The organism is Rhizobium indigoferae, from assembly GCF_034554815.1.
In the GTDB taxonomy this organism is placed as follows: Bacteria; Pseudomonadota; Alphaproteobacteria; order Rhizobiales; family Rhizobiaceae; genus Rhizobium; species Rhizobium leguminosarum.
Genome location: NZ_CP140635.1, coordinates 965946 through 985009, shown reverse-complemented (window position 1 = coordinate 985009; position 19064 = coordinate 965946). Strand labels below are relative to the sequence as shown.

18 protein-coding genes are annotated in these 19064 nt (G+C 62.7%); 10 read left to right on the top strand and 8 right to left on the bottom strand.

Annotated features, from left to right (window positions below):
- Positions 1–16: 16 nt before the first annotated feature.
- Entirely contained in the window at positions 17–1306 is a 1290-nt protein-coding gene (locus tag U5G49_RS05035; RefSeq protein WP_028733861.1) for an NAD(P)/FAD-dependent oxidoreductase, read from the top strand.
- A gap of 33 nt (positions 1307–1339) precedes the next feature.
- On the opposite strand, the gene U5G49_RS05030 is transcribed toward U5G49_RS05035, so the two are convergent.
- Together U5G49_RS05030 and U5G49_RS05025 are read right to left on the bottom strand one after the other, a co-directional pair.
- Positions 1340–2152, bottom strand: a complete 813-nt coding sequence (locus U5G49_RS05030) for a polysaccharide deacetylase family protein (RefSeq protein ID WP_193444772.1) — start codon at positions 2150–2152, stop codon at positions 1340–1342.
- A gap of 102 nt (positions 2153–2254) precedes the next feature.
- Positions 2255–2644, bottom strand: a complete 390-nt coding sequence (locus U5G49_RS05025) for a DUF930 domain-containing protein (RefSeq protein WP_003557772.1) — start codon at positions 2642–2644, stop codon at positions 2255–2257.
- A gap of 253 nt (positions 2645–2897) precedes the next feature.
- Between U5G49_RS05025 and U5G49_RS05020 the strand changes: the two genes are divergently transcribed.
- A complete protein-coding gene (locus U5G49_RS05020) occupies positions 2898–5006 on the top strand; it encodes a S9 family peptidase (RefSeq protein WP_193444773.1) in 2109 nt (702 codons plus the stop codon).
- Between the two features lie 17 nt (positions 5007–5023).
- Positions 5024–5548: a DUF1697 domain-containing protein gene (locus U5G49_RS05015; RefSeq protein WP_027685440.1), complete on the top strand. Its 525-nt coding sequence runs from the start codon at positions 5024–5026 to the stop codon at positions 5546–5548.
- An 11-nt stretch (positions 5549–5559) separates the two neighbouring features.
- On the opposite strand, the gene U5G49_RS05010 is transcribed toward U5G49_RS05015, so the two are convergent.
- On the bottom strand, positions 5560–6228 hold the full coding sequence (locus U5G49_RS05010) for a TetR/AcrR family transcriptional regulator (RefSeq protein WP_018241240.1): 669 nt from the start codon (positions 6226–6228) through the stop codon (positions 5560–5562).
- Between the two features lie 218 nt (positions 6229–6446).
- On the opposite strand from U5G49_RS05010, the gene U5G49_RS05005 reads away from it, so the two are divergent.
- Complete coding sequence (locus tag U5G49_RS05005) at positions 6447–7394, top strand: homocysteine S-methyltransferase family protein (RefSeq protein ID WP_112906346.1); 948 nt, start codon at positions 6447–6449, stop codon at positions 7392–7394.
- Positions 7395–7415: 21 nt separating this feature from the next.
- Positions 7416–7646, top strand: a complete 231-nt coding sequence (locus tag U5G49_RS05000) for a hypothetical protein (protein WP_112906345.1) — start codon at positions 7416–7418, stop codon at positions 7644–7646.
- A gap of 17 nt (positions 7647–7663) precedes the next feature.
- Here the strand turns inward: U5G49_RS05000 and U5G49_RS04995 are convergent, their stop codons facing one another.
- Positions 7664–9118: a DHA2 family efflux MFS transporter permease subunit gene (locus U5G49_RS04995; RefSeq protein WP_193444774.1), complete on the bottom strand. Its 1455-nt coding sequence runs from the start codon at positions 9116–9118 to the stop codon at positions 7664–7666.
- A 249-nt stretch (positions 9119–9367) separates the two neighbouring features.
- On the opposite strand from U5G49_RS04995, the gene U5G49_RS04990 reads away from it, so the two are divergent.
- The 3 genes from U5G49_RS04990 (at position 9368) to U5G49_RS04980 (ending at position 13967) form a co-directional block, all read left to right on the top strand.
- The gene (locus U5G49_RS04990; protein WP_193444775.1) at positions 9368–10870 is read left to right on the top strand and encodes a protein adenylyltransferase SelO; all 1503 of its coding nucleotides are present in this window, start codon (positions 9368–9370) and stop codon (positions 10868–10870) included.
- Positions 10871–11068: 198 nt separating this feature from the next.
- Positions 11069–13408, top strand: coding sequence for a glucose/quinate/shikimate family membrane-bound PQQ-dependent dehydrogenase (locus U5G49_RS04985; protein ID WP_193444776.1), 2340 nt, complete (start codon positions 11069–11071; stop codon positions 13406–13408).
- A 94-nt stretch (positions 13409–13502) separates the two neighbouring features.
- Positions 13503–13967 carry a hypothetical protein gene (locus tag U5G49_RS04980; protein WP_112906342.1) on the top strand — a complete coding sequence of 155 codons (465 nt, stop codon included), beginning with the start codon at positions 13503–13505 and terminating at the stop codon, positions 13965–13967.
- Between the two features lie 60 nt (positions 13968–14027).
- Here the strand turns inward: U5G49_RS04980 and bla are convergent, their stop codons facing one another.
- From bla to dmeR, 3 genes are all read right to left on the bottom strand, one after another.
- Positions 14028–14957 carry a class A beta-lactamase gene (gene bla / locus U5G49_RS04975; protein WP_193444777.1) on the bottom strand — a complete coding sequence of 310 codons (930 nt, stop codon included), beginning with the start codon at positions 14955–14957 and terminating at the stop codon, positions 14028–14030.
- Between the two features lie 113 nt (positions 14958–15070).
- Positions 15071–16102: a CDF family Co(II)/Ni(II) efflux transporter DmeF gene (dmeF, locus tag U5G49_RS04970; protein ID WP_193444778.1), complete on the bottom strand. Its 1032-nt coding sequence runs from the start codon at positions 16100–16102 to the stop codon at positions 15071–15073.
- A gap of 107 nt (positions 16103–16209) precedes the next feature.
- A complete protein-coding gene (dmeR, locus tag U5G49_RS04965; RefSeq protein WP_047619651.1) occupies positions 16210–16482 on the bottom strand; it encodes a Ni(II)/Co(II)-sensing transcriptional repressor DmeR in 273 nt (90 codons plus the stop codon).
- Between the two features lie 269 nt (positions 16483–16751).
- Between dmeR and U5G49_RS04960 the strand changes: the two genes are divergently transcribed.
- Together U5G49_RS04960 and U5G49_RS04955 are read left to right on the top strand one after the other, a co-directional pair.
- Complete coding sequence (locus U5G49_RS04960) at positions 16752–17246, top strand: GNAT family N-acetyltransferase (protein WP_018446273.1); 495 nt, start codon at positions 16752–16754, stop codon at positions 17244–17246.
- A 110-nt stretch (positions 17247–17356) separates the two neighbouring features.
- Positions 17357–17986, top strand: a complete 630-nt coding sequence (locus U5G49_RS04955) for a glutathione S-transferase family protein (RefSeq protein ID WP_018446274.1) — start codon at positions 17357–17359, stop codon at positions 17984–17986.
- 146 nt (positions 17987–18132) lie between these two features.
- Here the strand turns inward: U5G49_RS04955 and U5G49_RS04950 are convergent, their stop codons facing one another.
- The gene (locus U5G49_RS04950) at positions 18133–19047 is read right to left on the bottom strand and encodes a cytochrome c (RefSeq protein ID WP_193444779.1); all 915 of its coding nucleotides are present in this window, start codon (positions 19045–19047) and stop codon (positions 18133–18135) included.
- Positions 19048–19064 lie beyond the last annotated feature (17 nt).

Here is a 19064-nt window from a genome sequence, read left to right as displayed (position 1 = left end):
AACCGGGGAAACCTTCGTGGCAGCTGATCTCGACCTTACCGAATCCGATCATGACCAGATGGTCAGCGGCCGTTCTCTCTGGGGAAAAAGCGGCATTCGGCCCGAATGGCGGCCGATCGAGCAGAGCTTTTCCACCGACATCGCCGTGATCGGCGGCGGCATTACCGGCGCATTGGTTGCCGAACATTTAACGGCCCGCGGTTTCTCCGTTGTTATCATCGACCGGGAAGAGCCTGGTTTTGGCAGCACCGCGGCGAGCACGGCGATGCTGCAATGGGAAATCGACAGCACCCTCACCGAGCTCGAGGATTATTACGGTTTCGAGCGTGCGGCCGGCATCTACCGCCGAAGTGGTGCCGCGGTCGCCGGCCTTTCCAAGCTGATCGCCGCAAACGAGATCGCCTGCGGCTTCCGGTCTCGCAATACGCTCTATCTGGCTGATGGCCGCGAAGGCGCGCGCAACCTGCTGGAGGAGCGCCAGCTTCGTCGCCGGGCGGGCCTGCCCGGCGTCTATCTCGAACATCCCGATCTCTTCACACAATTCGAACTCGACCGGGATGGTGCGATCTATTCGCCGGGTTCGGCGGAGTGCGATCCGCTGCTTCTGACCTGGGCGCTGCTGGAGATGGCCGTCCGGCGCGGCGCGCGGCTGGTCAACGCTTCCGTGGCTGCGCTTCACAGCGAAGGTGACCGCGTCATGGCGGAGACGGATGGAGGCCACGTCATCGAGGCGCGGCATGTCGTGCTTGCGACCGGCTATTCGATGCCGGGCCTCGACATGCCGAAACTGCACCGGTCGAGTTCGAGCTGGGCGCTCGCCACCGTGCCGCAGGACCCGGCAAATTTCTGGCGCGACAGGGCGCTGATCTGGGAGGACAGCCACCCCTACCTCTACATGCGCACGACGGCGGACAATCGCATCGTCGCCGGCGGCGAGGATGACGATACCACGGATGCCGAAGTACGAGATCGGAAGCTGCCGGCCAAGATCGTCGCAATCCAAGAGAAGATGAAGCGGCTGTGGCCGAAGGCGGATACACGCGTCGCCCATGCCTGGTGCGGCACCTTCGGCGAGACGGCCGACGGCCTGCCGCTGATCGGTCCGGTGCCGCAGATACCACATGTCTTCGCGGCCTACGGCTACGGCGGCAACGGCATCACCTTCTCCTATCTCGCCGCGCAAATGATCGGCGCAATGCTGGCCGGCATGCAACGGGATTGGTTCGAGGATTTTGCCGTCGACCGCGACGGACCGGGCTTACGAACGCTGCACGAGCGCTTCCGACCGGAAATCATGCTGCGTTAAATCTTGTTCGAGACGAAGAAGAGGCTTCGGCCGTTATTCGGTCGTCTTGTCGTCACCGGTGTCCTCGACATCCTGGAGTCGGACGAATTGCGTACCCTTCGCCTTGAGATCGACCAGTGCCTTGGCCACCCCCTCGCCGGCCGCATGGGTCGGCTGATTGACATGGGAAATGACGACATCGCCGTCCTTGGCCGCGGCGATGCGCTTTTCGGTGATAACAGCCCCGAGCAGCGAGCCGCCGTCGCCGTTCACCGAATAACCGGCAATGCGATAGCCCATGGCGCGGATCTCGCCGATGGCGGAAAGATCATATTTGGCGGTCGAGCCGCGGAACCAGTGCGGCGCCGGGATGCCGGCAGCGACCATCGCGGCAGCGCCGCCTTCGACTTCCTGCCGCACCGCCTGCGGCGAGCCGGCAGATGCGATGCCATAGATCAGCGTCGGCGTATCGACGGCCGGAATATGGTTCTGACCATGATTTTCGAGTTCGAAGAGATCGGGATTCTGCAGGAACACGGCGACGGCGGCGGGATTGCGCTTCAGCCAGCGGGCGGTGACGAAGATCGTTGCCGGGATGCGTTCACGCACCAAGGTCGAAAGGATGCGCTCGTCCGCCTGCCCCATGCAGGCATCGAAGGTCAGCGCAACGCGGACATGGCCGGCGACGTTGGAACGGGCGATATGCAGATGCGGCTCGACGAGCTTTGGCGCCGGCGCCTTCGAGGCCGGACTGACTGCAGCCGGGACCTGACCGAGCGCGGCCGGCACGGCTGACGGAATTTCGTCCGCCAATGCAGTTGATATGGTGGAGAAAAGGAACGCCGAAGCGAGCAGGATGCGGTTCATACGATGGATTTCTATGATTCGAGCTGCCGATTTTAGCGGCGGCTCTCCCCCGGCGCCATGCGGCCGGATGTCACCGCAGCCGCCTGGACGGACAGGGCAGCATCAATCATAGAGATAATACTTGTCCCACTTCTCGCGCGGCACCTTCTCGCCGATCTCATAATTGAGCTCGCGCACGTTGATATGCTGCGGACCGGTGATGCAATTGTAGGAGAGATGATACCAGTCGCCCTTGCTGCGGAAGACGGCACCCGGCGCGTCCAGCGAATTGTCGCCGGGGATCGGGTCCTTGAAGGTGTAGGCGATCACCTTGTCGGGCTTGAAGCCGGTGCTGTCCTTGTTGATGCGGCTCATCGCCTCTGTGTCGCAACTCTGTTCCAGGCGGGTCGAGGGATCGAGTTTTTCCAGCTGCTTCTTGATGGCGGGATCGACGGCAAAGGCGGGGGCAGCGAGGCTTGCGAGGGATACAAACAGGAGCAGACGTTTCGGCATTGCGGAGAAAATCCCTTACTGTTGTCCATTCTTCACCCTGCCACAGGCGGCTTGCCGGAGGCTTGGCACGTGCAAATTTCGCGCGACGAGAGCGGACTTTCTTAAATATTGTGGTGACATCAAGGCAAGGCGGGCAAAGCGTCCTCCTTGTTTGTGGAAGGTCATCCGCGCCCTTGCCACACCCTTGCCGCTTGATCCGGGACCAGTGCGCCTCTATCTCTTGCCAACCCGACATTCCCACCGGAGCCATTCCTTGTCCGCTTTTAAGAGCCTGCCGACCCCGCCTGCCGCACCGAAGAAGCCGATCTCCGATACGCGCCACGGCATCACCCGCACGGACGACTATGCCTGGCTGCGCGCCGATAACTGGCAGGCGATGTTCAAGGATCCGTCGATCCTCGATCCTGAGATCCGCCGGCATCTCGACGCTGAAAACACCTATATGAACGCGGCGATGGAGGACACCAAGCCGCTGCAGAAGGTGCTGTTTTCCGAGATGCGCGGCCGCATCAAGGAAGACGACAGCTCGGTGCCGATGAAGGACGGCGCCTATGCCTACGGCACCTTCTATGTCACCGGCGGCGAACAGCCGCGTTATTTCCGCATCGCCCGCGACGGCAATGTCGCCGACGAGGCGATCCGCACCGTGCTGCTCGACGGTGACAAGGAGGCGGCCGGCAAGGCCTATTTCCGCCTCGCCGGCCTCGACCATACGAGCGACCACAACCGCGGCATCTGGGGTTATGACGACAAGGGTTCGGAGTTCTTCACGCTGAAGGTGCGCGACCTCCAGACCGGGCAAGACCTCGAGGACCGGATCGAGAATACCGGCGGCGGCGGCGTCTGGGCGCCGGATGGCAAGAGCTTCTTCTATTCGGCACTCGACGAGAATCACCGGCCATCGAAGGTGTTCCACCACATTCTCGGCCAGCCGCAGTCGGAAGACCGGCTGGTCTATGAGGAAGCCGATGCCGGCTTCTTCATGGGCGTCGGCGGCTCGCTGCTCGACGATGTCATCTATATCGACATCCACGACCACGAGACCAGCGAATACCGGCTGCTGTCGACCAAGGACTTGACCGCCGAGCCGAAGCTGGTGGCGGCGCGCGAGGAAGGCATCGAATATTCGCTGACCGAGGGCGGCGACGTCTTCTACATCCTCACCAATGACGGCGGCGCCAAGGATTTCAAGATCATGGAAGCGCCGGTCGACAATCCGATGAAGGAAAACTGGCGCGAAGTGGTCGCCCACAAGCCCGGCACGCTTGTTATCAGCCACATGGCCTATGCCCGCCATCTCCTGTGGCTGGAGCGCAAGGACGGGCTGCCACAGATCATGATCCGCGACCGCAAGACCGGCGAGGAACATGCGATCGCCTTTGCCGAGGAAGCCTATTCGCTGGGGCTGCAGGGCGCGGCGGAATACGACACCGATATCATCCGCTTCTCCTATTCCTCGATGACGACACCGTCGCAGCTCTATGACTACAACATGGTGACGCGCGAGCGCACGCTGTTGAAGACGCAGGAAGTGCCGTCCGGTCACAATCCCGACGACTACGTCACCCGCCGCGTCTTCGCTCCGGCGTGGGACGGCGAGAAGGTGCCGGTCACCCTGCTCTATCGCAGGGATACCCCACTCGACGGCAGCGCTCCCTGCCTGCTCTACGGCTATGGCGCCTACGGCATCACCATTCCGGCCGGCTTCAACACCAACTGCCTGTCGCTCGCCGACCGCGGCTTCGTCTATGCCATCGCCCATATCCGCGGCGGCAAGGACAAGGGATTTTCCTGGTACGAAGACGGCAAAATGGACAAGAAGACGAATACCTTCAAGGACTTCGTCGCAGCGGCCGACTATCTGAATCAACAGAAGTTCACCTCCTACGCGAAGATCATCGCCGAGGGCGGATCGGCCGGCGGCATGCTGATGGGTGCGGTTGCCAACATGGCGCCGGAGAAGTTCGCCGGCCTCATCGCCGCCGTTCCCTTCGTCGACGTGCTCAACACCATGCTCGACGACACTTTGCCGCTCACCCCGCCGGAATGGCCGGAATGGGGCAATCCGATCGACAGCAAGGAAGAATACGAGCAGATCGCATCCTACTCGCCCTATGACAATGTCGGCGCAAAGGCCTATCCGCCGGTCCTGGCGCTCGGCGGCCTGACCGACCCGCGCGTCACCTATTGGGAGCCGGCCAAGTGGGTGGCGAAGCTGCGCGACAAGACGACGGGCGACGCGCCGATCCTGCTCAAGACCAACATGGATGCCGGCCATGGCGGTGCCTCGGGCCGCTTCCAACGGCTGGAAGAGATTGCCTTTGAGTATGCGTTTGCAATCAAGGTTGCCGGCAAGATGTAAAGGATTCGGAGGAGCCGATGACGGTCTTTGTTGCATTGCTGCGCGCCGTCAATGTCGGCGGCACCGGCTCTTTGCCGATGGCCGAACTGAAGGCGATCTGCGAAGGCCTCGGCTTTTCCGACGTGAAGACCTACATCCAGAGCGGCAACGTGCTTTTCCGCTCGGATGAGGCGGAAAAGACGGTGGAGGAGCGGCTCGACGAGGCGCTCGGTAAGACGATGGGCAAACGCCCAGGCGTGATGGTGCGCAGCCGCAAAGAACTCGACAAGCTTGCCGCCGACGCACCCTTCCCCAAGGCCAAGCCGAACTTCCTGCTGGTCTACTTCCTGCCCGAAAAGCCGCCCGGCGATGCGCTGGAAAAGATGGTGGCGCCCGACGGCGAGGAGGCGAAACTCGCCGGCCGGGAAATCTACGTGCATTATCCCAACGGCTCCGGCCGCTCGAAGCTGAAGCTGCCGGCGCTGAAGACTGGAACGTCGCGCAATCTCAACACCGTGCGCAAGCTCGCGGAAATGGCCGCGGCGATGGAAGGCAAGGACTGACGCCCAAAAAGCTAGTGCGGCTCTGCGCCTCCATGAAAGGCTGAACCGCTCGACGCCCTCGGCATCTCCGCCACCGGCAGGAAGAGCATCTTCACGAAGGTGCGGAGCATCAGCACCTGTTCGGCCAGCGTGTTCGGCTCCTTCAGCGTCTTCGACAAAACGATGCCGCCTTCCAGGACTGAGGACACCATGTCGGCAAGCTGGTCGACGTCGACGGGTTCGCGCAGCGGATAGACGGCCACGATTTCCCGGATCATGCGGCCGAAGCGGCGCCGCCAGGCAAGCACCGCATTCCGGTTGATCTCCTGTATCTCGCGGTCGAACAGCCGCTCGTAATAGCAGATGCCCGCCACAAGGCAGCCCGGATGGCCGTTCGGCAGGTCGGAGAGCAATTCGGACAGCAGCTTCAGGCCGAGCAGGAAGGACTGCAGCGGATCGTCGACCAGATCGCGCGCGCGGCTGAAGATCTCGTCGTAGATGCGCTCGTCATTTTCGATGTAACGGTTGAGCAGCGCCTTGGCGAGCTCGTTCTTGTCTCTGAAATGATAGAAGAAGCCGCTCTTGGTGATGCCGGTCTCGGCGATCAGCTCCTCGATAGATGTGCCGCCGAAACCCTTCTGCAAGACTGCCGCTTCGGCCACATCGAGGATGCGGGTCCGCGTTTCCTCGCCCTTTCGCATGTCCCCTCCTGTACCGACGGTACAGTTTTCAGCGCCGCACCTTCAGGCTTGCTTGCGCCCCCGGCAGCATCGGTTGAAGCAAGCAATTGATATCAATCGGCAAAAACCAAAACCACCTGGAGTATACCGCAAGTCGCCTAGTTTGGCAGCCGATTAAGCGCCAGAACATCATTCATCGACGGCAGCCAATCGGGTGCCGCGAGGGAGAGGCTTCAACAATGGCAAAGTACAGAAATGGTTTGCCGCAGCTCAAAGGCGGCACCTTCATTACCGATGGCGGCATGGAAACGACGATGATCTTCCAGGAAGGGATCGAGCTTCCGCATTTCGCCGCCTTCATATTGCTGTCTTCCGAAGACGGGCGGCAGCGCATGCGGAATTACTATCGCCGCTATCTCGATATCGCCCGGCGGCACGGCACGGGCTTCGTGCTCGATACCGCCACATGGCGAGCCAATCCGGACTGGGGACAGAAGCTCGGCTATACCAGCGAAGCCCTGAAGGCGGTCAACGAGGAGGCTGTCGACCTGCTCGTCGGCTTACGCGGCGCCTATGAGCGGCCGGAGCAGCCGATCGTCATCAGCGGGGCGATCGGCCCGCGCGGCGACGGCTACAAGGCAGGCAGCATGGATGCGGCCGAAGCGGAAGATTACCACGCCTTTCAGATCGGGACTTTTGCCGGCACGGAAGCCGATATGGTGAGCGCCTTCACGCTGACCAATATCGACGAGGCGATCGGCGTGGCGCGGGCGGCACAGTCGCTCGGCATGCCCTCGGCCATCTCCTTCACGCTGGAGACGGATGGCCGGCTGGTGACGGGCCGCAGCCTTCAGGACGCCATCGAGACGACGGATGCGGCGACCGGCGGAGCGCCGGCCTATTACATGATTAACTGTGCCCATCCGACGCATTTCGAAACAGCACTCGATCCTGGAAGCGCCTGGGTGAAGCGCATCTCCGGCATCCGCGCCAATGCCTCGACCATGAGCCATGAGCAGTTGGACAATAGTGAAACGCTGGATGCGGGCGATCCCGAAGATCTCGGCCGCCGCTACCGCAAGCTCATCGACCGCATGCCTGCGGTACGCGTGCTTGGCGGCTGCTGCGGCACCGACCACCGCCATGTCGCGGCGATCTGCGAGGCATGCCTGCCGCAGGCGGCGTGACGACCTGAGAGGGAGGAGAGAATGACGATTGGGGGCACGATGTTGCGTGGGCGCGGCTGGCACGATCTGTGGCTTGCGATTACGGGACGGCAGAGGCGCACCGAGCCCGAGGCGGCCGTGGAGGTGGCGCTGCGGGATAGTGATCTCGCCTTCGGGGGCTTGCCCGGTCCGATGACCTACGGGCTCGAGGCAGACCGGCGCGAGGGCCGGCTCTTGCGACGCAGGCAGCCGCGGGAGCCGGTCGGCTTCTGACGAAGGGAAAGGCGGTGTCAGCCTTTGGCGACGGCGCCTTTCGTCTGCTTGGCCTTGTAGCCGGTGATCTCCTCGCCGGCAGTCGGCGAGAAGCGCAGGTTCCAGAAGGTCGCGGTGATCGAGATGATCGTGACGACGACGAAGGCCGCCGAGAAATCGCCAAGGGCCGGCGTCTCGGCGCCATTGAACGCCATGGAGCCGTGCAGCGCCAAGGCGCCGATGCAGATGCCGAGCGACAGCATCAGCTGCTGGAAGGTGGTGTAGAAGCTCGTGGCCGAGCTCATCCGCTCCTTGCTGATCTCGTCATAGGCAATGGTGTTATAGGCGGTGAACTGGAACGACAGGAAGAAGGCGCTGAGCACCAGGACGATGAAGACCAGCGGCATCGGCCAGTCCGGCCGGAAGGCGGCACAAAGGCCATAGCCGATCGTCCCGAGGATGCCGTTGAGGATGAGGCTCCTGCGGAAGCCCAGCCGGCGGAAGACAAATTTCGCCATCGGCTTCATGGCGAGAGCGCCAAGCGCGGTCGCGATGATGATCTGGCCGGCCGCGGCGGCAGACAGGCCGAAGCCGATCTGGAAGAGCAGCGGCAGCAGGAAGGGCTGCGCTCCTTGCGTGATGCGCGTCAGCGAACCGGCAATGACCGACGTGCCGAAGCTCGGCACCTTCATCAGCGAGAAATCCATGATCGGCGACGGGTGCTTGCGGGCATGTCTGAGATAGGCGATGCCGAAGAGCAGGCCAAGCGCGATCAGGAAGATCGAAAACGCACCCTCGCCCTCATGGCTCGACATTTCGAAGCCGAAGAGCAGCGAGCCGAGCGAGACGCCGGAAAGAATGAAGCCGATCGTATCGAACGGACCGCTTGCCTTGCCCTTGACCTCGTCGATGTAGATCGAGACGAAGATCATGCCAATGATGCCGATCGGCACATTGATATAAAAGATCCAGCGCCAGTCGAGATAAGTGACGATGAAGCCGCCGAGCGGCGGGCCGACGATCGGGCCGATCAGCGCCGGCACGAGCAGCCAGGACATGGCGCTGACCATATCCTTTCGGTCGACGCTGCGCATCAGCACCAGGCGCCCGACCGGCATCATCATCGCGCCGCCGATGCCCTGAAGCAGCCGCGCCAGCACCAGGAAGGACAGCGTCGGCGCCAGGGCACAGAGGATGGAGCCGACGACGAAGACCGCGATGGCCGAGCGGAAAACGGTGCGGGAGCCGAAACTATCGGCCATCCGGCCGCTTGCCGGAATGAAGATCGCAAGGCTCAAGAGATAGGAGGTCAGGGCGATCGACATGGCCGGGGCGCTGACGCCGAAATCACGCGCCATGGTGGGCAGCGCGGTCGCAAGCACGGTCGCATCGATATTTTCCATCAGCATCGCACTCGCGACAATCATCGCGATCACCCGGAAATTGGGTGTGGCGCGCCGAACGATCGGCGCCTGGTAAATCTGATCCGACATCGTCCGGGATCACTCGCGGTGGCGCGGCGGAGCACACAAGGCAGCAAGGCCGCGGGGGATGACATGGCGCAAGGCCAAGGGGAGACGATCTGCTATACGCCCGCGATCATGGCGGCGCTATGTCGTTTATGGCAAAGCTGCTTTGACGAGAGGTAAAGGCAGATCACGATTCCTTGCATGAGTCTGTTCTTCGTGAAGGTCTTCATCCCCTGGCTTGCGCGGCATGCATCCTAGCCCTACCTATGAACCATGACCTCCGCCCTGCAGAAAAACCGGCCCGGTGCGGCCTTTCCGTTCGACAACAGCTATGTCGGCTTGCCCCAGCACTTCTTTGCGGCGCAAGTGCCGACACCGGTGGCGGAGCCCTGGCTGATCAAGCTCAACGAGCCGCTTGCCACCGAGCTCGGGCTTGACGTCGAGGCCTTGCGCCGCGATGGCGCGGCGATCTTTTCCGGCAATCTCCTTCCCGAAGGGGCCGAACCGCTGGCGATGGCCTATGCCGGGCATCAGTTCGGCGGCTTCTCGCCGCAGCTCGGTGATGGGCGGGCGATCCTTCTCGGCGAGGTCGTCGACCGCAGCGGCAAGCGCTACGATATCCAGCTGAAGGGCGCCGGACCGACGCCTTTTTCGCGCCGCGGCGATGGGCGGGCGGCAATCGGGCCGGTCTTGCGCGAATATATCATCAGCGAGGCAATGTTTGCGCTCGGCATTCCCGCCACGCGGGCGCTGGCGGCGGTGACGACAGGCGAGCCGGTTTATCGCGAAGAGGTGCTGCCGGGCGCGGTCTTCACCCGCGTCGCGGCCAGCCATATCCGAGTCGGCACGTTCCAGTACTTCGCGGCCAGGGGCGATACCGACGGCGTGCGGGCTCTGGCCGACTATGTGATCGACCGGCACTATCCCGCATTGAAAGAGGCCGAAACCCCCTATCTCTCGCTCTTCGAAGCGGTCTCCGAACGCCAGGCGGCGCTGATTGCCCGCTGGCTGCATGTCGGCTTCATCCATGGCGTGATGAACACGGATAATATGACCGTCTCCGGCGAGACGATCGATTTCGGCCCCTGCGCCTTCATGGATACCTATGATCCGGCGACCGTCTTCTCGTCGATCGACCAGCATGGCCGTTACGCCTATGCCAACCAGCCCGGCATCGGCCAATGGAACCTCGCAAGGCTCGGCGAAACGCTGCTGCCGCTGATCGACGCCGAGCCCGACAGCGCGGTCGACAAGGCCAATGTGGTGATCAAGAGTTACGGCGAACGGTTCCAGGCGCATTGGCTGGCCGGCATGCGCGAAAAGATCGGCCTTGCCGGCGAAGAGGACGGCGATCTCGAACTGGTGCAGGCGCTGCTGTCACTGATGCAGGCGCAGGGCGCCGATTTCACCCTGACCTTCCGGCGGCTATCGGATCTTGCCGGCGATGACGTCGCAGCGCCCGCATTTGCGGCAAGTTTCCGCGAAGCGGACGCCTGCGGGCCCTGGCTCACGCAGTGGCGCGAGAGATTGTCCCGCGATCCGCAGACAGCCACTGAGCGCACCATTGCCATGCGCGGCGTCAATCCGGCCTTCATTCCGCGCAATCACCGGGTCGAACAAGCGATCAAGGCTGCCGTCGAGGACGGGGATTTCTCGCTGTTCGAGGCGCTGCTGAGCGTGCTTTCGAAACCCTATGAGGATCAGCCAGGCTTTGCCGCCTATAGGGAACCACCGAAGCCGGACGAACGGGTGCTTGCGACCTTCTGCGGAACGTAACGAGCGCTCTCGCCCGTTTTGGTGGGACATTTGCGCCACAGCGATCCGCTTCCATCCGGCCTGACGCGCCGTTCGGTGCCATCCGCGCCCTGCGGCAATTGTGGCCGTTGAAAGGCATCTCCCTCGCGCTATCTGCCTGATCGGCGGGGCTTTTCCGCCCATCCTTCACCCCGGCTAACCTCAGCGGGAGACAGCCTTATGGCGATCATCGTCACCTCCATCTTCTTCATCATCATCGGTCTGGCACTCGGCGGTGGCGGGCTCTGGCTCGTCACACTCGGCGGCAGCGTCTTCTATCTGTTTGCCGGGCTGATGTTCGTGATTACCGCCGGTCTGCTTCTGATGCGCAAGGCGGTGGCGCTCTGGGTCTATGCGGTGCTCGTCGCCGCAGCACTCGCCTGGGCGATCTGGGAGGTTGGCTTCGACTGGTGGCAGCTCGGCCCGCGCGGCGGCATGATCATCCTGCTCGGGCTCTGGCTGCTGACGCCATGGATCCGCCGGCCGCTCGGCTTGCGCAGCCCGACGGGCATCACCTACGCTGCAAACCCCTGGCCGCTCGCCGTGCCTGTCATCCTCGCCATCCTCGTCGCCCTTTATTCGATGACGACTGACCCGCATGATCTTGCCGGCGAGCTGCCCAAGGACACGGTCGCCGCCAATCCCGCCTTCGGCGGCAGCGTGCCGGATGGCGAATGGCATCAATATGGCCGCACGCCTTTCGGCCAGCGCTATTCGCCGCTCGACCAGATCACAGCTCAGAATGTCTCCACCCTCAAGGAAGCGTGGCGATACCAGACCGGCGACGTCAAACGGCCGGAGGATATCAGCGAGACGACCTATCAGGTGACGCCGCTCAAGGTGAAGGACACGCTCTATCTCTGCACGCCGCACAACTGGGCGATCGCGCTCGACGCCAAGACCGGCAAGGAGAAATGGAAATACGACGCCAACTCAGGCATGAACCCCGACCGGCAGCATCAGACCTGCCGCGGCGTCACCTATTATGCTGATCCAACCGTTGCCGCCGGCCAGCCCTGCGCCGAACGCGTCTACCTGCCGACATCCGATGCCCGGCTGATCGCGCTCGATGCGGCGGACGGGAAGGTCTGCACCAGCTTTGCCGACCAGGGCGTGCTGCATTTGGAAACCGGTATGCGCTACAATCCGGCCGGCTATTATTATTCCACCTCGCCGCCGGTCGCGGTGGCGGGCAAGATCATCGTCGGTGGGGCGGTGAACGACAATTATTCGACTGAGGAACAATCCGGCGTCATCCGCGCCTTCGACATCAATACCGGCGCATTGGTCTGGAACTGGGATTCCGGCAATCCCGACGTGACGACGCCGATCACCGAGGGCCAGACCTATACGACCAACTCGCCGAACAGCTGGTCGGTCTTCAGCGTCGACGAGACACTCGGCATGGTCTACATCCCGCTCGGCAACCAGGTGCCCGACCAGCTCGGCATCAACCGCAGCGACAATGTCGAGAAATTCTCCTCCTCGATCGTCGCGCTCGATATCGCCACCGGCCAGCTGCGCTGGGTGCGCCAGACGGTGCATCACGATCTCTGGGACATGGACGTCCCGGCCCAGCCGGCGCTGATCGACCTGACGAAGCAGGACGGCACCGTGGTTCCGGCCCTGGTCGGCCCGACCAAGCAGGGCGATCTCTATGTGCTCGACCGGCGCAGCGGCGAGCCGATCATCCCGGTCAAGGAAATCCCGGCGCCGGGTGGTGCGGTCTCGGGCGATCATACTTCGCCGACGCAGCCGATCTCGGACCTCACCTTCTCGCCGGAGCCGCTTCAGGAAAAGGACATGTGGGGCGTGTCGCTGTTTGATCAGCTCGCCTGCCGCATCGACTTCCACCGCTACTACTATGAGGGCCGCTATACGCCGCCTTCGCTCAAAGGCACGATCGTCTATCCCGGCAATTTCGGCACCTTCAACTGGGGCAGCGTGGCGGTGGATCCGGAGCGGCAGATCATGTTCGGCATGCCGACCTATCTCGCCTTCACCTCGCGCCTGGTGCCGGCCGCCGATATTCCGCCGAGAGGCCAGGACGAGAAGGGCAGCGAACAGGGGCTCAACCGCAATGACGGCGCGCCTTACGGCGTGTTCATGGGTCCCTTCCTCGGGCTGCTCAAAATCCCCTGCCAGGCGCCGCCATGGGGCTATGTCGCCGGCGTTGACCTGCGCACGGGCAAGATTGCCTATATGCACAAGAACGGCACGGTGCGCGACATGACGCCATTGCCCCTGCCCTTCAAAGTGGGCGTACCCGGCATCGGTGGACCGATGCTGACCAAGGGCGGCGTCGCCTTCCTGGGGGCTGCGGTCGACAACTACCTGCGCGCCTATGACGTGACGAATGGCCGAGAGCTCTGGCAGGCGCGGCTTCCCGCCGGCGGCCAGGCGACGCCGATGACCTATGAGACTGATGATAACAAGCAATATATCGTCATGGTCGCAGGCGGCCACGGCTCGGTCGGCACCACGCCCGGCGATTACGTGATCGCCTATACGCTGCCTTGATGGGAGCGCCTCTTCTCCTCACGAGAAGGAGCCGGCGCAAGCTCTAGGCATGGCTGTATCGCCATTCTCTCCCCGGTTTTCGGGGAGAGTTTTTATGGAAATCAGCAGTCATATTCGCAACTATTACGGGGTCGGCGCTCTTTTCGATCAATCGGCCAAATCCAAGAATCAGCAAACGACGGACTTCGACAGCACTGCGCGCAATACCGCGCCCGGTCTCGAGCCCAGCAGCACGCCGCCGTCGATCGCCAATACGATGTGGGCTCTTCAAAGCAGCGAAGGCCCCTATATCAATCCGCCTTCCGACGACGAAGCGGCGGCGAGTGCGGCGCATGACGCCCTGGTCGACGAATTCTCCAAATGGGGCAACATGACGCCGGCGGAATATATCCGCGCCCGCCATCTCGAGCAGCACGATCTGACCGAAGCCGATCTGGCCGCCATGCCGGCCGATCAGCGCGCCGCAATCGAGAAGGAAATCGCCGAGCAGATCAAGCGCGAGATGGCCGGTATCGAGGATGACGGCACCAAGACGGCGGACGACATCACCGCCGCCTGAGCCACAGGCAGATCGAATCCAGCATGCGGCGGGAGCTTTCTCCACCGCATTTTTCATGATTCACACCATCTCGACGATCATGCGGCCGACTTCGGCAAAGACCGGGTTGAGGTCCTTCACCGGCACGGTCGTCTCACTGATATAAACGGCTGCGACGATCGGACCGCGATCCGGCGGCCAGATCACTGCGATATCGCCGAGAGAGCCATTCGGCCCGGTGCCGGTCTTGTCGCCGACCTTCCAATCCGCCGGCAAGCCGGCGCGCAGCCGCTCCTTGCCTGTCGTGCTCGCCACCAGCCAGGCGATCAGCCTGTCGCAGGAGGCCTCAGTGAGGACCGAGCCGAGCGTCAGATTGCCGAGCGTGTCGAGCATCGCATCCGGGGTCGTCGTGTCGCGCGGATCGCCCTTCCGGCCCTCGTTCAGCGTCGGTTCGGTGCGGTCGAGACGGGTCGTGCCGTCACCGATCGAGCGCAGCCATTCGGTCAGCGCCGCCGGACCGCCAAAACTTTCGAGCAGCAGATTGCCGGCCGTGTTGTCGCTGACGGTCACCGCCGCCTCGCAGAGTTCGGCAATGGTCATGCCATCGGTGCCGGCATGTTTCTCGCTGAGCGGCGAATAATCGACGAGCTTGTCCTTGCCATAGGTCACCCGCCGGTCGAGGTTCTCCTCGCCCTTGTCGGCACGGGCAAGCACGAAAGCGGCGGCCAGAGCCTTGAAGGTACTGCACATCGGGAAGGCCTCGCTGCCGCGATAGCCGAAAGAGATGCTCGTCTCAGTGTCGAGCACCGAGACGCCGAGGCGGCCGCCGGTGCGTTTTTCCAGCGCAGCAAGGCGGCGCTCGATGTTGTCGTCGCCCTCCTCGGCACTCTCCTTGGCCCCCTCCTCGGCCCCCTCCTGGGCATTGGCGGGAATCGCCAGCGCGGGCAAGCCCATCGCAGGCAGGCACAATGCCGAGCCTATCAGCATGCGGCGGGTCAGACTGAGATCCATGAAATCCTCCGGCAAATCAGGAGGACAGAGCTAAGGCGCGATTGCGGCGGCATCTCGTCCCCAAGGCGATGTTAATCGTCCGTCGAGCGACCTTTGTCGTCCGATCGCGCCGATCACGCCGCGCGTGTAACCTCGACCGTTACATGCGACAATTCCTCCAACGCCGAAAGCCTGCCCTTGTAGAAGGCCGGATCGCGCGGCTTCGAGGTAAGGACGGCAACAATTGCGGCATGATGGCCGGGGCCGACCTGCCAGACATGCAGATCGGTGATCCGGTCGTCCTCCGTCTCGATGGCGCCGCGGATCTCCGCCGGCAGCGTCTCGCCTTCGGAAATGACGTCGAGCAGGACGACGCCGGAGGATTTCATCAGGCTCCACGACCAATTGGCGATCACCAAACCGCCGACGATGCCCATCAGGGGATCGAGCCAGAGCCAGCCATAAAGGCTGCCGAGCGTCAGCGCCGCGATGGCGAGCACGGAGGTCAAAGCATCGGCGATGACATGCAGATAGGCGGCGCGGATATTGTTGTCGCCGGTCTTTGCGTGATGGGCATGGTCGCCATGACCGTGCGGACGATGTCCATGCGCGGGATGGGCGTGGTTGCCATGACTGTGATGCGCGTGATGGCCATGCCCATGATGATGGTGCGCATGATCGCCATGCGCGACATAGCCGCCGCCGGCCAGCAGCCAGGCGCTGGCCAGATTGACGGCAAGGCCGATCACCGCCACGGCGATCGCCTGGGCAAAACCGATCGGCACGGGATTGGAAAGGCGCAGCAGGCTTTCCCAGGCCATCAGCAGGGCGATCAGGGCAAGGATGATGGCGCTGGCGAAGCCGGCGAGATCGCCGAGCTTGCCGGTGCCGAAGGTGAAACGCGGATTGCGCGCCTGCCGGCGGGCGAAGAGATAGGCGAGCGCCGAAATCAGCAGAGCACTGGCATGGGTCGACATGTGCCAGCCATCGGCGACCAGGGCCATGGATCCGTAGACGGTGCCGGCAGCGATTTCCGCCACCATCATCACCGCCGTCAGCGCGATCACCAGCCAGATGCGCCGCTCGTTGCGCGTATGATCGGCGCCGAGGAAGACGTGATCATGTTCCAAGGCATCAATTCCAGCCTTCTCGATTCCGGCACTCATGACAGGCTCCTTCGTCGCCGCTATAAGCTTTTGTTTTTACACAATTCCTGGGAAAATGCTTCGCAGTTTGCCCGGGAAAACCGCTTCACACTTTTCCTGGAATTGCTCTAGCGCATATAGGTTCTCAACACTTCCGATATGTCCTCGACCGCCTCCGCCCTTGCCGCATCGTCGGCGGCATTCAGCACGTGCTCACGCAGATGATCGTCGAGCACCTCGCCGGTCAGCCCGGTCAGCGCGCCGCGGACAGAGGCGAGCAGTTGCAGGATCTCGCCGCAGGGGCGCTCGGCCTCGAGGGCGCGCTCGACCGCCTCCATCTGCCCCTTCAAGCGGCTGATGCGGGCGACAAGCTTCTTTTTCTGCAGGGTGGTGTGGGACATGATAGATTCTCATATAGCATAGGGGGGTATACTATCAAGGGTGAGGCCAGGGCTCAATGCCTGTGATGGGCTCCGATCCGCCATTGACAAAGCCTGCGTTTCCGACGATCTATGACCCATGATCAAAAACGCGCACCAGAGCCGCCCGTATTTTTGGCTGTACCTGTAAAGGGCGGCCGGACAAGATCATATTGTCAACAAGCCGCCGTCAGGCGGCTTTGTTGTATCGGCAGCGTCCTGACGGCAGAATATCAAAGGACGCGAAGACCATGACCGAAATCGAAGACAGCGAAATTTCACTGATGCGCCCATCGGTGGTGACGATCCGCGCCGCCAAGCCGCGCGACCTGCCCGAACTCAACGAGATGATCGCCCTGCTTGCCGCCCATCACGGCGATTCGGCAGGCACGACGGCGGAGCAGCTGGAGCGCGACCTCTTCGGCCCGCTGCCCTGGATCAATGCGCTCGTCGCCGAGACCGGCGGAGGGCTGATCGGCTACGCCATTCTCGTGCCGCTCTACAGGGCGCAGGAAGGCAAGCGCGGCATGGACCTGCACCACCTCTTCGTGCGTGACGGCCATCGCGGTCACGGCACCGGCCAGTTGCTCGTCGACCGGGCGCGCGAAACCGCCCGCAATGCCGGCTGCGGCTACCTCTCCGTCAGCGCCGCAACCGGAAACGTGCTGGCGCACCGCTTCTACGAACAGCTGGATTTCACCCCGCGTCCGGTGACCGGCATGCGCTACATGCAGTCGATCGCTTAGGGTGACCGACTCTTAGGTTCGGCTTTCGCAAGAGCCGAAGCTCGACGCATCAAAACGGCTGCACAGTATTGCGCGACAACATGCTTTGTCGAATTGCATAAGGAGCTTTCATGCCTGATTTCAAACTCCATTGTTTCGCTCTGTCGGGGAATTCTTACAAGGTCGCGCTGTTCTTTGCGCTTGCCGGCATCGAGTGGGAAAGCATTTTCGTTGATTATCTGGGCGGCGAAACGCGAACCGAACAATGGCGAAAAACCATAAACGAACAGGGCGAGGCGCCTGTGCTCGAACATGGGCAAACGAAAATCAGCCAATCGGGGATCATCCTGGACTACTTGTCAGAGGTGACAGGCCACTTTGGGGCGCAGACGGCCGAAGAGCGGCGTGACATCATGCGTTGGATTCTTTTCGACAACCATAAATTCACGAGCTACTACGCGACGCTGAGGTTCATGTATGGCCTTCAGAAGAGCGGCGAGACGCCCGTCGTCGAGTTTTTGAGACTGAGGGCCAAAGCTGCCTATGCCATTGTTGACGAACATCTGGCGCACCAGGCCTTCATGGTCGGCGACCGGCTGACGATCGCAGACCTCTCTCTGGCGGGCTACGTCTTCATGCCGGAGGAAACCGGGATAGATCACAGCGCCTTCCCGGCTATCACAGCCTGGAAAGATCGTATCAGCAAGATGCCCGGCTGGCGCCATCCCTATGATCTGATGCCAGGTCCCACCTCCCTATGAACAGGCGTGGGACCTTGCGAAGGTGCCAAGCACAACCGCACTTTAAAGCGCGTCGCATCAAACTTGATTCATGCGACGCGCTTTGGATCTTTGTTTTTACGCATGTCGTTGCCGCAAAACCGCTGCGCAGTTTTGCGCAACATGCTTTAGCGTCCCGGCACGGCCTTCAGATAGGCGGCGATCGCCTCGCGGTCGGCGGCCGGCAGATGGGCGATGTTCTGCTGCACATCGACCATAGAGCCGCCGACGGAATCGAAATCGGGGGTGAAGCCGGTTTCGAGGTAGCTGGCGATATCGGCCTCGCTCCAGCCGCCGATGCTCTTGGAGGCCGGGGTGATATCCGGTATGCGGCCCTTGCCTTCCGGATTGGGGGCGCCGGCGAGCCACTGATCCGCCTGGAAGCCGCCCAGCGCATCGCGCGGCGTATGGCATTCGCCGCAATGACCGGGGCCTTCGACGAGATATTGCCCGCGCTTGATCTTGTCGTCGCTCTTGGCGAGCGCGACGCGCGGTTGGTCGCTGAAATAGAGGAATTTCCAGCCGCCGAGCGCCAGCCGGATGTGGAAGGGGAACGGCAGCTCATGCTGTGGCGCGACATTTGCGCTCTTCGGCAGGGTCTTCAGGAAGGCGAAGAGATCGTTGACGTCCTTATCGCTCATGCGGGAATAGGAGCTGTAGGGAAAGGACGGGTAGAGGTGCTCGCCACCCGGGCCGACGCCGCGCTTCATCGCGTTGCCGAATTCGGCGAGCGTCCAGGCGCCGATGCCGGCCTTTTCATCGGGTGAGATGTTCGGCACGTGGAAGGTGCCGAAAGGGCTCTTCAGCGCCAGGCCGCCTGCAAGCGTCAGCTTTGCATCGCCTTCGGAACCCGGTGCTGCATGACAGCTGACACAGCCGCCCGCCCAGAAAACCATCTGACCGTTCGCCGGGTCCGGCGCGCCGAGACCGGCCCAACGGCTCTCCGGCAGCGGATCGGGTGCGGTGACGAGATAGAAGGCGCCGCCGCCAAGCACGGCGACGCCGATCAGACAGAGCAGTAACCGGATGAACCTGCGGACCATGCTCCGCCTCCCCTTTA

Coding starts and splice junctions, on each gene's coding strand:
- U5G49_RS05005 (WP_112906346.1), top strand. CDS start 6,447: ATGGCAAAGTACAGAAATGGTTTGCCGCAGCTCAAAGGCGGCACCTTC.
- dmeR (WP_047619651.1), bottom strand. CDS start 16,482: ATGTCCCACACCACCCTGCAGAAAAAGAAGCTTGTCGCCCGCATCAGC.
- U5G49_RS04990 (WP_193444775.1), top strand. CDS start 9,368: ATGACCTCCGCCCTGCAGAAAAACCGGCCCGGTGCGGCCTTTCCGTTC.
- U5G49_RS05015 (WP_027685440.1), top strand. CDS start 5,024: ATGACGGTCTTTGTTGCATTGCTGCGCGCCGTCAATGTCGGCGGCACC.
- U5G49_RS04955 (WP_018446274.1), top strand. CDS start 17,357: ATGCCTGATTTCAAACTCCATTGTTTCGCTCTGTCGGGGAATTCTTAC.
- U5G49_RS04980 (WP_112906342.1), top strand. CDS start 13,503: ATGGAAATCAGCAGTCATATTCGCAACTATTACGGGGTCGGCGCTCTT.
- U5G49_RS04950 (WP_193444779.1), bottom strand. CDS start 19,047: ATGGTCCGCAGGTTCATCCGGTTACTGCTCTGTCTGATCGGCGTCGCC.
- U5G49_RS05025 (WP_003557772.1), bottom strand. CDS start 2,644: ATGCCGAAACGTCTGCTCCTGTTTGTATCCCTCGCAAGCCTCGCTGCC.
- U5G49_RS05010 (WP_018241240.1), bottom strand. CDS start 6,228: ATGCGAAAGGGCGAGGAAACGCGGACCCGCATCCTCGATGTGGCCGAA.
- U5G49_RS05000 (WP_112906345.1), top strand. CDS start 7,416: ATGACGATTGGGGGCACGATGTTGCGTGGGCGCGGCTGGCACGATCTG.
- bla (WP_193444777.1), bottom strand. CDS start 14,957: ATGGATCTCAGTCTGACCCGCCGCATGCTGATAGGCTCGGCATTGTGC.
- U5G49_RS04960 (WP_018446273.1), top strand. CDS start 16,752: ATGACCGAAATCGAAGACAGCGAAATTTCACTGATGCGCCCATCGGTG.
- U5G49_RS05030 (WP_193444772.1), bottom strand. CDS start 2,152: ATGAACCGCATCCTGCTCGCTTCGGCGTTCCTTTTCTCCACCATATCA.
- U5G49_RS04995 (WP_193444774.1), bottom strand. CDS start 9,118: ATGTCGGATCAGATTTACCAGGCGCCGATCGTTCGGCGCGCCACACCC.
- dmeF (WP_193444778.1), bottom strand. CDS start 16,102: ATGAGTGCCGGAATCGAGAAGGCTGGAATTGATGCCTTGGAACATGAT.
- U5G49_RS04985 (WP_193444776.1), top strand. CDS start 11,069: ATGGCGATCATCGTCACCTCCATCTTCTTCATCATCATCGGTCTGGCA.